Origin of the sequence: Streptomyces sp. ME02-8801-2C, assembly GCF_033793965.1 — a bacterium.
Taxonomy (GTDB): domain Bacteria; phylum Actinomycetota; class Actinomycetes; order Streptomycetales; family Streptomycetaceae; genus Streptomyces.
Genome location: NZ_JARAXP010000008.1, coordinates 432,567 through 444,983, shown reverse-complemented (window position 1 = coordinate 444,983; position 12,417 = coordinate 432,567). Strand labels below are relative to the sequence as shown.

At 66.3% G+C, this 12,417-nt stretch carries 15 protein-coding genes; 9 read left to right on the top strand and 6 right to left on the bottom strand.

The window, feature by feature from the left end:
- Positions 1-144 precede the first annotated feature (144 nt).
- Positions 145-465, bottom strand: a complete 321-nt coding sequence (locus tag PV396_RS27900) for a hypothetical protein (protein ID WP_319209131.1) — start codon at positions 463-465, stop codon at positions 145-147.
- Between the two features lie 146 nt (positions 466-611).
- Positions 612-1,436: an amidase domain-containing protein gene (locus PV396_RS27895; RefSeq protein ID WP_319209130.1), complete on the bottom strand. Its 825-nt coding sequence runs from the start codon at positions 1,434-1,436 to the stop codon at positions 612-614.
- Positions 1,437-2,324: 888 nt separating this feature from the next.
- Here PV396_RS27895 and PV396_RS27890 point away from each other — a divergent pair.
- The 3 genes from PV396_RS27890 to PV396_RS27880 all read left to right on the top strand — a co-directional run bounded on the left by PV396_RS27890 (position 2,325) and on the right by PV396_RS27880 (position 6,647).
- Entirely contained in the window at positions 2,325-3,521 is a 1,197-nt protein-coding gene (locus tag PV396_RS27890) for an IS110 family transposase (RefSeq protein ID WP_319209348.1), read from the top strand.
- Positions 3,522-3,582: 61 nt separating this feature from the next.
- Positions 3,583-6,090: a hypothetical protein gene (locus PV396_RS27885; protein WP_319209128.1), complete on the top strand. Its 2,508-nt coding sequence runs from the start codon at positions 3,583-3,585 to the stop codon at positions 6,088-6,090.
- 20 nt (positions 6,091-6,110) lie between these two features.
- Positions 6,111-6,647, top strand: coding sequence for a hypothetical protein (locus PV396_RS27880; RefSeq protein ID WP_319209126.1), 537 nt, complete (start codon positions 6,111-6,113; stop codon positions 6,645-6,647).
- A gap of 475 nt (positions 6,648-7,122) precedes the next feature.
- On the opposite strand, the gene PV396_RS27875 is transcribed toward PV396_RS27880, so the two are convergent.
- Positions 7,123-7,416, bottom strand: coding sequence for a winged helix-turn-helix domain-containing protein (locus PV396_RS27875; protein WP_319209125.1), 294 nt, complete (start codon positions 7,414-7,416; stop codon positions 7,123-7,125).
- A gap of 179 nt (positions 7,417-7,595) precedes the next feature.
- On the opposite strand from PV396_RS27875, the gene PV396_RS27870 reads away from it, so the two are divergent.
- The 4 genes from PV396_RS27870 to PV396_RS27855 are packed head-to-tail and all read left to right on the top strand — an operon-like array spanning position 7,596 to position 9,038.
- Entirely contained in the window at positions 7,596-7,937 is a 342-nt protein-coding gene (locus PV396_RS27870) for a hypothetical protein (RefSeq protein ID WP_319209124.1), read from the top strand.
- The gene (locus tag PV396_RS27865) at positions 7,937-8,341 is read left to right on the top strand and encodes a hypothetical protein (protein ID WP_319209123.1); all 405 of its coding nucleotides are present in this window, start codon (positions 7,937-7,939) and stop codon (positions 8,339-8,341) included. Before PV396_RS27870 ends, PV396_RS27865 begins: the two co-directional genes overlap by 1 nt.
- 29 nt (positions 8,342-8,370) lie before the next feature.
- Entirely contained in the window at positions 8,371-8,718 is a 348-nt protein-coding gene (locus PV396_RS27860; RefSeq protein WP_319209121.1) for a DUF6247 family protein, read from the top strand.
- Complete coding sequence (locus PV396_RS27855) at positions 8,715-9,038, top strand: hypothetical protein (protein ID WP_319209120.1); 324 nt, start codon at positions 8,715-8,717, stop codon at positions 9,036-9,038. Before PV396_RS27860 ends, PV396_RS27855 begins: the two co-directional genes overlap by 4 nt.
- A 190-nt stretch (positions 9,039-9,228) precedes the next feature.
- Here the strand turns inward: PV396_RS27855 and PV396_RS27850 are convergent, their stop codons facing one another.
- Both PV396_RS27850 and PV396_RS27845 read right to left on the bottom strand, forming a co-directional pair.
- The gene (locus tag PV396_RS27850; RefSeq protein ID WP_319209118.1) at positions 9,229-10,554 is read right to left on the bottom strand and encodes an MFS transporter; all 1,326 of its coding nucleotides are present in this window, start codon (positions 10,552-10,554) and stop codon (positions 9,229-9,231) included.
- A gap of 480 nt (positions 10,555-11,034) precedes the next feature.
- On the bottom strand, positions 11,035-11,229 hold the full coding sequence (locus PV396_RS27845) for a hypothetical protein (protein WP_319209116.1): 195 nt from the start codon (positions 11,227-11,229) through the stop codon (positions 11,035-11,037).
- A gap of 182 nt (positions 11,230-11,411) precedes the next feature.
- Here PV396_RS27845 and PV396_RS27840 point away from each other — a divergent pair, with 182 nt between their 5' ends.
- Positions 11,412-11,759: a DUF1330 domain-containing protein gene (locus PV396_RS27840; RefSeq protein ID WP_319209346.1), complete on the top strand. Its 348-nt coding sequence runs from the start codon at positions 11,412-11,414 to the stop codon at positions 11,757-11,759.
- A 121-nt stretch (positions 11,760-11,880) separates the two neighbouring features.
- Positions 11,881-12,027 carry a hypothetical protein gene (locus tag PV396_RS27835; RefSeq protein WP_319209114.1) on the top strand — a complete coding sequence of 49 codons (147 nt, stop codon included), beginning with the start codon at positions 11,881-11,883 and terminating at the stop codon, positions 12,025-12,027.
- A gap of 157 nt (positions 12,028-12,184) precedes the next feature.
- Here PV396_RS27835 and PV396_RS27830 read toward each other — a convergent pair.
- The coding region (locus tag PV396_RS27830) for a tectonin domain-containing protein (RefSeq protein ID WP_319209113.1) at positions 12,185-12,417 on the bottom strand (233 nt) is incomplete at its 5' end.

Genomic DNA, 12,417 nt, shown 5'->3' with positions numbered 1-12,417 from the left:
GTTCTGCATCCCAACCTGATCAACCATCAGGAAGCGGACGTCAGCCGAACTACGCCGAAGCCCTGGCCCGGGAAGACCGTGAAACGAGCCGAAACCCTCACCGAACATAACCGCCTGAAAACGACAGCGTGGATAAATACCAAGCTAAGGTGCTGAGCTCGCTTTGTCCCCGGCTGGCCATTCGAATAGCACGAGATGCCAGCGACTGTTCTCGTGAAGCAGGTCAACGGTCTCCCGCACCGGTCGGCCTTCTCTGTCGGCGGCGGCGAGACTGACCTTGCCCATGTAGTCGCCCATGCGGTCGTACCTAATGGGCGCATTGGTGATGGTCAGCCCCTTGCCGCCTTTCGACTGGATGAGTGCATCCGCCTGCTCCCGCGACCAGGGCTTGTCCGGGGCGGCACCGACTGCTAGTAGACCCTCGGTGTCACGGGCGTTAAGGGCTTGGACATAGCGCTCCACCACTTCCGGGGCTCCTGGTGGTGGGGTTTCGCTCCCCGAGGTGCTACTGGCGCCAGAGGGGCCACACCCTGTGGCCATGAGTAACGTGACGGCTGCTGCAAACTTTCGTCGCCTACGCATGCCTACCTCCTGGGTCGGCCGTTAGTTTCTCAGGTGCGGTGCGCATACCACCAGGCGCTCGGGTACTTGGCGAGGATCTTCTTGAGGCTCTTGTTGTGCACGCTGGGGGTGTGGTACGTGAGGTACCTGTTTGAGCTCGTATCCTTGGTGACGATCATCGTGTGGTTGATGTTGCCGTTGCGATCCCAGTCCGCCTGCAACACGTCGGAGTAGACAAGGCCCCACACGCTGGCGAGGTGTCTAGTTCGCTTGGAGTGCTTCTGGGCGAACCAGTACCAGTTCTCGGCCCCCGCCCAGGTATAGCTAGTGGCCAGCTTCGTTGAGCCGTAGAACCATTTCTTATTGTCCTTGCGCGAGACAATGCTGCCTGACGTCGCTTTCCAGCCACCCGCCCACATTGCTTGTGAGATGAAATTAGTGCAGTCATTGTCGTACTTGCGCCAGTCGTCGCTATAGTTCTTCCAGTGCTTGTTGGCGTAGGAAATCATCTTGGGGTAGTCGTACCCAGCCATGGCTTGGAAGGCTTTCGGATCGTCCCCCGGTGTGGGTGAGCCGGTGGACGAAGACTCTTCGGCTTTACCGCCTTCCGGCATATCTGGAGCACCGCTATCTTCTTCAGGTATCTCGAGATCAAGTTCCGGTTGCGCCATGTAGGTACTAGGTGGCATTGAGCCGGTGTTTGCGTTATCGCTAGACAGGCGCCAGATTTCGTCGGTGCCGCGAGTGAACCGCACTAGGTGATGTAACGAGTACTCTTCCGCCTCGGGGGCGCCTTCCGCTATTTCTTCTGGCGTGAGCACGTGATAGAGCTTCGTGTCTTCGGTGAAACTGAACAGGGCCGTCTTTCCATCCACTGAACCTGCTGGGGGTCCGGATTCCGGGTGACGGTCACCTCCGCCCGACTGTATCCCCCGTCGGCTTCTTGATACGCGGAGCCCATCTGGGCAAGCTGGTGGTATTCCGCATTGAGCCGTTGAGTCATCTCAGCCGTGGCTGCCACCGTCGATGTTGCGGCAGCTCGTGCACCGCTTATGGTTACCGTGCGTGCACGCTGCTCCAAGTACTGATCGGCGCGCGCGGTGAGGAAGTCCACGGTTGGGAACGCCGGCTCGGCGGCACTGGCCTGAGGTGCTGGTCCGGCAACTGCGACGAAGGGTGCGAGGACTGCAGTTGCTGTGAGCATTGTGGCGCGTCTTGTGCGGCGCATCGGTGCATCTCCTAAGGCAGGGGGTGGTGGTAGGAATCTTGGCATGGACATCTGGATTCCTGGCTCGGCGCCTATGCTCAGGCTGGTTTTGATTTCTGATCGACTGAAACCAGCCTGCGACTAACGCGAATCCGGAATGCGCGTGTTCACTTCGCTAGAGGTAATTCCGCTTCATGGCCGAGGTGGTGTTTCTGCGGGACGAATGACTCCAGCGTTGCCCAGGGCTTCGGCGTAGTTCGGCTGACGTCCGCTTCCTGATGGTTGATCAGGTTGGGATGCAGAACAGGCACGGATGCCCGTGATCATGGAGTCCTACCTTTCTTGATGTGGGTCTGAGCTGGTCATTCGTAAGATCAGCGGGGCCCAGGGGTTCCGGGTATGGCTGTCATGGAGTCGCCGCTGGATGGCTCAGAGAACTTGGCCGCCCGGAACCCCGCGACGACTCGACCGCTAATTGGGAGACGCGACGCGATCGCTTTGTAAGACAACGTCGGCGAGGTCGTCTGCTGGGTTGGTGTACGACGAGCTGACGGAGGTGGCTGTGCCCGAGATCTGGGCCGGAGTGGACATCGGCAAGGAACATCACCACTGCGTGGTGATCGACGCCCAGGGCAAGCGGCTGCTGTCGCGTCGGATCCTGAACGACGAGGCTGAGTTGCTCCAGCTCATCGCTGAGGTACTGGAGCTGTCGCGGGATGTGCTGTGGGCGGTGGACATCAACCACGGCGGGGCCGCGCTCCTGCTTGGTCTGCTGGTCAGCCACGACCAGCACATCACCTACATCACCGGCCTGGCCATCCACCGTGCATCGGCCGGCTACCGGGGCCAGGCGAAGACCGACGCGAAGGAAGCCTTCGTCATCGCCGACCAGGCCCGCATGCGCACCGACCTCGGTGTCCTGCGGCCCGGCGACGAGATATCGGTCGACCTGCGCACCCTGGTCACCCGCCGCACCGATCTGGTCTGCGACCGGACTCGGCAGATCAACCGCCTGCGCGCCCAACTCTTGGAAATCTTCCCTGCGTTGGAACGCTCGTTGGACCTGACAAAGAAGGGGCCGGTCCTGTTGCTGACCGGCTACCAGACCCCGGCCGCGATCCGTCGCGCCGGCGCCTCCCGGATCGCGACGTGGTTGAAAAACCGCAAGGTTCGCAACAGTGCGGCCCTGGCCCGGACCATTGTCGAGGCCGCCGAGGCCCAGTTCACCGCACTGCCCGGCGAGAAACTCGCGGCCACCATGGTGGCCCGCCTGGCGAAGGGGGTGATGACCCTCGATGAGGAGATCGCCGAGCTCGAAACCCTGATCGAGGCCCGGTTTCGCGAGCACCCGCACGCCGAGGTGATTCAGAGCCTGCCTGGCATGGGCACCATGCTGGGCGCGGAGTTCCTCGCTGCGACCGGCGGCGACATGGACACCTTCGGCACCGCCGACCGCCTGGCCGGCTACGCCGGCCTCGCACCCGTCCCCCGTGACTCCGGACGCGTCAGCGGCAACCTCCACCGCCCACGCCGCTACCACCGCGGCCTGCTCCGTGTCTTCTACCTCTCGGCCTTCGCCAGCCTGCGGAACTGTCCCGCCTCGAAACAGTTCTATGAGCGCAAGCGGGCCGAGGGCAAGGGGCACAAACAGACGCTGCTGGCACTCGCCCGCCGCCGGGCCAACGCCCTGTGGGCCATGATCCGCGACGGAGCGTGCTACCAAGCCACACCACCAGTCACTGCAGCGGCTTGACAACGGCATTGGGAAGTCCTACGCCGCGGCCCAGGCAGCGGCCAAGGCCACCCAGACCGCGGTGAACGCGGCGAAGGCGACTGCCGCCGACAGCAAGGCGCAATTCGCGCTCTCGCAGACCCAGGCGCACGCTCTCAACACCGAGTTCCGCCGGGCCGCCGCACAGGAGGCGGCAGCGCAGGCCAAGGCCGCCGCGACCGCCGCAGCAGCCCAGGCCACCGAAGCCGCCACCAACGCCACCAACGCCAGGACGGCCCAGACCACCGCCGAGACCGCCGAACAGACCGCCAAGACCGGCGCGGCGAAGGCCAAGTCGGAACGCAGCAAGGCCGAAGCGGCCCGCGACACCGCCAAGGCCGAACACGCCAACGCCACCCGCGAACGTGGCAGAGCCAGCGACGCGGAATCCCGCGCCCAGGCCGACCGGGACGCCGCAGCCACCGCGCGCAGTGCGGCGGAAACGGCTGGTGCCACAGCTGACGCGAAGTTGGAAGCGGCGGAAGACGCCGAGACCGACGCATATCGGGCACGTGATGCCGCACGGAACGCCGAGGTCGACAAGCAGGCGAAACTGTCCCGCGCCTCGGCCCTCGAAGCAGCCGCTGCCGCCGCGGCCGGTTCCGCCTCCGCCGGCGAGGCCAGGACTGCGGCCACGGAAGCCCGGACAGCCGCCAACAGCGCGACGAGCGCGGCGACCAGCGCTCGCGCCAACGCCAACATCGCGAGCGACGCGGCTGTGGCGGCCCGTGCCGCAGCGACCCGGGCGAACGGGGCCGCATCCCGCGCCCAGGCTGCGGCCGACGCCGCCGCCGCGGCGGCCCTCACCACCCACGCCGCCGCCGTCACCGCACACGCGGCGGCAGCCACCGCGATCGCTGCCGCGACCGCTGCCCAGAAGAACGCAGCCGCCGCTGAGGTAGAGGCCAAAAAGGCAGCAGCCGCCGCCGTAGCCGCGCGTAATGAGGCAACCGCTGCCCAGGAGGAAGCCGCCAAGACGGCCTCCTGGTCCGCCATCACCGCGGGCCAGGCCTACGCGGCTGGCGAAGCCGCCACCGCGGCCCGCGACTCGGCAGCCGAAGTCATCAAACCCGCCAATGACGCCATCAACATCGGCACCCCGTACAAGGAGACCGACTCCTCCGCCGCGTTCGCCGTCCTCGTCGGCCAGACCTCCATGACGCTGGCCGAACAGCAGGCGGCAGCAGCGAAGGCCAAGTCCGGCGACGCGGCCAAGGCTGCGACCGTCGCCAAGGCGCTCGCCGACAAGGCCGCAGGAGATGCCAAGGCAGCCGCCACCGCAGCTTCGGCGGCAGCTGCCGACGCCGCGAAGGCCGCTCTCTCCGTGGCCGCAGCCCAGGCCTCCGCCGCTGCCGCGGCCAAATCCGCCGCAGCCGCCAAGAAGGCGGACGTCAGCGCCCAGAATTACGACGCACAAGCAGGCGCTGACGCCAACTACGCGCAGGTCGCGGCCACAACGGCGAAGTCCGAAGCCGCCGCCGCCGACAACGAGGCCACCGCGGCGGAACGCGACGCGGCCGGCGCGCACACCGCCGCCACCGCAGCCGAAAGCGACGCGGCCAGCGCCCGTGGTACCGCCGCCCAGGCCGAAAAGGACGCCAGCGCCGCCGAAACGGCCGCCGCCAACGCCGACGGTGCTGCCAAGGATGCGGACAAGGCCGCCGACAGCGCAGAGGAGCAGGAGCGCAAGGACCAGGAAGCTGCCCGCAAAGCCGCCATGGCGACAGGCGACACGGGCGTCCTCGGCGCTGACCAGGGCCCCGCGTTGTCTGCCGACGACGAAGCCATCCTGCTCGCGGAATGCGGCCAGGGTTGCGTCGACGACTACCGGCAGGCGCGGGCAGACCTGGCGATGACCCTCGCCGACTGGCTCAGGGCGAACGGCGCGGAAATCCTGCTCGAAGTCATCGGCGTCAACAACATCAAACGCTGCATAGGCGAGTACGACGTCGAAAGCTGCCTCTGGTCGTTCGTCGACGTCGGCACACTGGTCACCGTCCTCGGCAAGCTCCCGGCCGTCACCAAGGCAGTTGTTCGAGTGGCGACGGGAATCGTCAAATTCTTCGAGAAGGCAGAATGGGCCAAGCGGACCGTGGAACGGCTGCGCCAGATCATCAAACTGGCGAAGAAGTTCCCCAAACCGTCCTGCTTGGACAAGTCCCTCGCTCGGACGGCCGGTACATCGCACATGGTGAGTCCCCTCGCCCAGTCCGACGACGTTCCGAAGATTCCATGCCTGACGCTCCTGACCGCCGGTAAGAACTTCAAAGCGCACTACCTCAGCCACAAGTCATTGCTTGAGGACGTCCTCGGGAAAAAATATCCGAAATGGAAAGACGATGAAGGTGCGACGTTTCTCGTTAACCTTTTGGAGATGATCCGCAGCGGTAAGCTCGTATATAAGGGAATGGGGACACTCAACAAGACCGCAGGGCCCGGTCCGATCTTCCGTGGCGAAGGGCTTACGCTGGTCCTGAAAGCCCCCGGAGAGTTCTGGACGCTCCTCAAGTCGGGCACGGGAATGGATTTGAAGATCGTGATGGTCGGGTGAGTACTACGAGGAGCAAGCCGGTGTATGAGATCCACTCCGTGTTCGAGCCCTTGGCCGGGCGGAGGGTCCGGGACGTGCAAGTACCCGGCTTCGTCGACCGTGATGAGGCCGTTCCACGGTTCACACCGCTGGCAGACAGCGTCTACCTGGCCCTTGACGAGGGATACTTCCGGCTCGACTCGGTCGGCAATCACGGACAGTTGGCCATGAGCCTGGTCACCGGGACGGAACCCTCTCCGGCGCTCCAGGGCGAGGACGAGGAGTTCACGCTCGCTTCCTGCGGCGATTCCTTCCTTGCCGACTCCCACTCCGAGTATCGGATCACGCGGATTCGCTATGCACTCAACAACGAGTCCGTGCCGGGCAGCGGAACAGTGAGGTGTGCCGAGTTCGAGTTCGAGCACCACTTCGTCGTCTTCGCCGACCCGATGTATCACTTCGGAATTCGGTTAGAGGGCGTGGGCGCCTACGACCGCTGGGTCATCGACAGCCGGGACGAGTCGGCCACATTCGGGCCGACCCGGGAGGGAATCTGGGTGCCGGCCACGATCATCTGAATCGAGATACCCACACCGAGGCGCTCCAGGGAAACGGCCTGAGTCCGGGTTGCCCTTGGAGCGTCCGGTCAGCGGGGGTGTGACTGAACGTGCAGAAGCTCCGTTGAGGCAAGGTGACCTCAAGTCGCTTGCGTACAGCGGAGCTTCGGCAATTCGTGGGCCTGAACTCGTGGTTGGCCGCGCTCGGCTGGAACCTCGAACCTGGAAGGAGAAGAGACGCGCCCGTCACAACCGACGTCAGGGGACACAGCACCCGACCGGCGAGGAGGACCGTGACGGGGTGCGGCTCGACATCAAGGTGCCCCCGAAGTACACCGGCGCCGACTTCCCGCCGAGGAGTTCCAGACCGCCCTCAACCGGGGCCGCCTGGATCGACAGCGCTCGGAGTCCGACCTTCACGACTGGCGCCCCGAGAGGAAGCGGGGTGGTCGGTGACCGGCCGCCGAGTAGTCGTACGGCGGCTGCGGCAGGTTGGTCAGCGGTCCCGGTGCGCCTCTGGGCTCCCAGCGGCGGGCTCGGGCACCTCGATGATGAACGTGCCCTTCGCGGGCACAGTGTCGGCAACGCCTCGCTCCCGCAACTCTCGAATCGCACGTCGGACAGTGTTGATCCCGACGCCGTACTGGGCCGCTAGATCGGGCTCCGAGGCCAAGCGTGCGCCTACGGGCAGGCTTCCCGCGCGAATCTGATCTGCAATGCGCTCTGCGATCTGCATGTAGACGTAGATCCGGGATGCGGGATCGGGGTGCCACTCCTGCTCTTGAGCCATGAGAGCACGTTAGATGGTCAGGAGTGATCACAGATGGGCAGTAAGAGTCATGCCTCTCCCTACCGAGTCATAGTGCTACCTGACTCGGTAGGAAGAGGTTTACAGTCGGAGCAGCAAAGACCCCGGCGAGGTGGACAAGACCTCCCGGGGCACGGCCAACGCTTACAAGGAGCGTCGACATGTACGACCTTATCCGCCGCACCCTCCACTGGGTGCGCCTCTTCTTCGTCCCCGGCACGGGTAAACGGCGCCGCATCCACCACCGCCCCCACCTCTGCGTGCACATCACCGCCGTACGCCGCAGTCCCTCCGCACCCCCGCCCCCGCACCTCCCGTCCCACCGCTCCCCGTACGGCCTCGTCACGTTCCTCGACGGCACCGACTCCGTCCTCGTACGCCCGTACCTCACCGACACCGACATCACCCCCAGCCGGGAAGCCGCCCTCCGGCATCACCGCCACCTTGCCCTCGCCCTCGGCTTCGATCCGTACCTGATCGACGCCCAGAAGGTGGCCGCCTGATGAAGCACCTCCGCAACCACACCCAGCGCACCGACCACACGGACCTGACGGACCCCGCGACGCCCGCCTCCTCGCCCCTCCGTCTTCTCCCCTGGCCGTCCCTCGACGGCAAACCCTGCTACCTGGTCGCGGACGACAACGGCGGCGGCTACCTGTCCCGCCTCGCCGACGGCCTGGAGGCCACCCAGCTCGCCACGGCCGTCGACGTGCTCGGCCTCGCCCGCCCCCTGCTGGACGACCCCGCGTCCCCGTACACCGAGGTCCGTTACGCCGGTCTCCGGCTCGCCGAGTGCCTGACCGACGCCCTGCGCGTCGCCGAGTCCCGAGGCATGCGCCTGCCCGTGCCGGACACCGAGGACGGCGGACAGAACCCTCAGAAGACAGGGAGCGGACTATGGTCGTAACCACGACGCATCGAAGGAGTTCACCGGTCATGACCGCCCACGCCGCCGAACCCACACCGGTCGTCCCGCCCATGCCTCAGCGGACCCCGAAGGCGCTGCGCGAGGCGATCGCCCGGCACGCTCCGCAACTCCTCCCGGACTTCGACGAACACTGGAAGCGCGCGATCGCCGACACCTTCGACATCGGCCCCCTGCCGGCCTTTCTGGCCCGCTGGTGGGTCGAGTACGCGATCGCCCGTGATCCTCAGCTCGACGCGCACGTAACCGATCTGCATCACCGCGCGGCGGAGGCCACTGACTATGAGGTTGCCAAAGCTCTGATCGAGCAGGTGTCTCACATCCGCTACGGCGCGCGGGAACTGGAGCCCGGCCAGTGACCGACGCGTTCATGGGGCCGCCCTGGCAGATGGACTGGCGGCTCGACGTTCTGGCGCGTCGTGACACGCTGCCCGAGCACGTCCAGAAGATGGTCGACGAGGCCCGCGCGGAACTGGTCACCGCGAAGGACCCCTACTTCCGGGGCATCGACACCGATGCCGGGCTTCCGGAGACCATGTACGTCGAACCGGTCCGATCCACCGACCCCAAGGGACCGCACATCCTGTATTTCGACAACCACCGGGGCTGGCTGGCCTACACCTTCGTTCTGCGGGCCGAGGATCCGCAGATCATCGTGGAAGAGGTCTTCTGGCAGTGAAGCGGCACCGGTCACGCCGGTGACGGATGCTCGCCGCCGAGTGGCTGGTGAACGGGCGGGCCGCAGGTCAGCGCGGCCCGCCCACTTCCATGCGTTGCCGAACCCTGAGGGGTGTTGCGATGACCAAGCCTCGCGTCTGACAAGCAGGGCCAACTCACGCTGTCGAAGCCACACGGGTGAACTGGGGCCGTCAACCATTGTCAAAGCCACGCGCGTCGCCCTCGGCCTGAAGCCGCCGTCCCAGGCGGGCGAGCGGGGACAAGGCCATCACCACCGGGGACAGCAGCATGGCCGCGCCCGTCACCACGAGGCCCGTGCGCAGCCCCCACTCCTCCGCGATCAGACCGCCGAGCAGGGAACCGAGCGGGGTCAGCCCCATCCCGACGAACGTGATCGTCGCTGCGGCGCGGCCCTGCATTCCGTCCGGCGTGACGGCCTGGCGTACGGCCATCACCGTGACGTTCACCAACTGCCCCCCGGCCCCGAACACGAAGCCGACCGCGAGGAGCGCGGCAAGCGTCAGCGAAGAGGAGCCGTGGAGCGCGGGCACACACAGGAACGCGCCGTCGCCGACGACCGCCGCAGCCACCAGCACCGGGCCGTGACCGAACCGCCTCGGCAGCCGGGCGGCCAACACCGAACCGAGGAGCGCGCCAGGCCCGGTCGCCGCGAGCACCAGCCCGACGGCGGCGCCCGACAGGTGCAGTTCCCGAGGCAGGAAGAGCAGATAGACGGTCATCAGGGCGGCGAAGGAGAACTGGAACGCGGCCGACGCGAGACACACGGTACGCAGGGAGGTGTCGCTGACGACGAAACGGAGTCCCTCGTGGATCCGCCGCCAGACCCGAGGGGGGCGCCCTGGCTGCTGGGGCACCGATTCGCTCTTGCGGATCCGCCGGATCGACAGAACCGAAAGCGCGAAGAACGACGCGCTCGAGGCGACGGCGACGGGCCCGGACAGCAGCGACACCAACGCACCACCGAGGGCAGGGCCCCCGATCTGAGCTGCGGACCGACTGCCCTCAAGTGCACTGTTGCCAAGCACCAGTTGATCCCGATCGTCCACCAGTCGTACGAGGGACACCTGATAGGCCACGTCGAAGAACACGGACAACGCCCCGACGACGAAGGCGACCACGAACAGCGTCGGCAGCCCGAGCCACCCGAAGAGACCGGCCACGGCAGCGGCGCCCAGTGCGAGACACCTTCCGACATCCGCCGACACCATTACCGTACGAGCCCGCCACCGATCCACCCACGCACCGGCGAAGAGCGAGAACAACAGGATCGGCGCCTGCCCAACGGCCCGAAGAACCCCCAACTCACCGGCACTGGCATCAAGTGTCAGAACCGCGAAGAGCGGCAGGACGACCAGCCCGGCGTGTTCGCCGAGTTGGGAGAGGGTCTGCCCCACCCAGAGCCGGCGGAAGTCGGGGTTGCGCCAGAGAGCCGGCGGCGGAACGGGTCGACTAAATTCAGATCCAGAGTCAGATGCAGCGGAGGAAGCGGACGGCACGGGGGATCCCTTGAGTCGCCGGAAACGAGACCCGCCAACCCAGGGGCGTGCCCGACAGGCACACCTACGGTTGAAGCGGAGAAGGTTCGCTGTGCCGCAACATCAAGGGCAGCACGCGATGACGGGCCGTTCACGGCCTACGACGTCAAAGCGCGCTCGGACGACCGGGCATGTATTGACTCCTCGTGGGTGACTGGTTGCGCCCGAACACTAGCCGACGCCGAACTGGACGACGGTCTGGTGCCCCGACGCGCCCGTCAAACGGCCGCAGCAGGGACGACCCTGCGGGTGCAAGAGCAGACCACAATGGCCAACGACCTCCACTGCTCGCCGCACCTGGGGGCTGCCCCTATGGGTTTGGTCAAGGAGCCAGGATCCATACTGGGCGTCGACTGTCTCTGGGGGAGAATCGATGAGTGGGTGGGCTGGGCTTGGTTGGGGTCTGGCCCTTGGGGCCGCCACTTTGCTGGTCGCGTTCAACTACCGCGATGTCGCATGGCGAATCCACGGCTTCATGGTGAACACGGTGGGGATCAATCGGCTCCTGACGCCGGCGATGGTCAGGTTCACCTGCGGTGTTCTGGCCACCGTTTCGATAGTGAGCGTCGCCTTGCCTTGGTTGATCTCCTTGTCGTAGTAGACCCTGGAGGCTGGGTCGGCCAGGGCTGCGAACACCGACAGGAAGAAAGCCCGTTTGAGGCGAGTACGGGTTCCTGGCCGGGGGACATAGCGCGTCGAACGTTCCAGCGGGTCTCACCGGTGCCGTACCAGTGAACGCACCGCGCTCGAGGCTGAGTTGCTCGGCGGTGCATGTCATGATCGGGGGCGTACGGAGCCCGACCGACTGGAAGGACACCATGCCCGCCTATGCCATCGCGCACCTGCAAGAGGCCGCACCGGTCCCTGAGATCGTCGAGTACATCGAGCGCATCACCGCCACCCTCGAGCCGCACGGCGGACGATTCCTCGTGCACGCCGCACAGCATGAGGTGAAAGAGGGCAGCTGGCCCGGGCACGTCGTGGTCATCGGCTTCCCCGGGATCGCCGAGGCACGGGCCTGGTGGGACTCGCCCGCATACCAGGAGATCGCACCACTGCGCTCGCGGCACATCGAGGGCGACATCATCCTGGTCGAGGGCGTCCCCGAGAGCTACGACCCGACGGCCACCGCCAAGGCGATGCGGGAGGCCCTGCCTACCGAGTAGCCCCGGTCCAGGCCCGGCGCAACTGCGCGCATCCAGCACGCCTACCTCACCCCCCACCGGGTACCCGACCCAAGAAAGGCGCCCGCCGGTTTTGGGGGCCCGTACGGAGGGGTGGAGCCGGATGGCTGGCATGTTGGAGCGGATCAAGCAGTTCGCCAGGAGTCCTCAGGGGCGTCGTGCGGCCGAGCAGGCGCGGCGGGCCGCGGCCGACCCTCGTCGGCGAGAGCAGGCCAAGCGTCTGCTGGGCAAGTTCCGTGGCCGGCGCTGAGGGCAGGCCATCCGCCCCTGTACGAGCGTGACTTGGCTGGTTTGAACGCTCGTTGGGAGTAGTGAGTAGTGCTGTTGGTCGCCGTACGGGGCAGTGCGGTTGCGCACTGCCCCGCGATCGGCACCAACTGCACCACTGGAGCTACGCAGTTACGGCGTTACGGCCTCAGCGCACCGTCGAACTGGATCCACGACGCCCAGCCCCCTCCCGGAGTTGACTGCGAGCGGTGCCATACCTGACCCGCGCTGTTCACGCCGAACAACTCGATCCGACCGTCCGCGTTCGTCTCCGCCGCCACCTGCGTCAACCCGCCGTCGAGCTGCACCCAACTCGACCACCCACCACCGATCGACGTCTGCGCCCGCGTCCAGATCTGACCCGCACTGTTCG

Coding starts and splice junctions, on each gene's coding strand:
- PV396_RS27875 (WP_319209125.1), bottom strand. CDS start 7,416: ATGGCTCAAGAGCAGGAGTGGCACCCCGATCCCGCATCCCGGATCTAC.
- PV396_RS27870 (WP_319209124.1), top strand. CDS start 7,596: ATGTACGACCTTATCCGCCGCACCCTCCACTGGGTGCGCCTCTTCTTC.
- PV396_RS27865 (WP_319209123.1), top strand. CDS start 7,937: ATGAAGCACCTCCGCAACCACACCCAGCGCACCGACCACACGGACCTG.
- PV396_RS27860 (WP_319209121.1), top strand. CDS start 8,371: ATGACCGCCCACGCCGCCGAACCCACACCGGTCGTCCCGCCCATGCCT.
- PV396_RS27840 (WP_319209346.1), top strand. CDS start 11,412: ATGCCCGCCTATGCCATCGCGCACCTGCAAGAGGCCGCACCGGTCCCT.
- PV396_RS27835 (WP_319209114.1), top strand. CDS start 11,881: ATGGCTGGCATGTTGGAGCGGATCAAGCAGTTCGCCAGGAGTCCTCAG.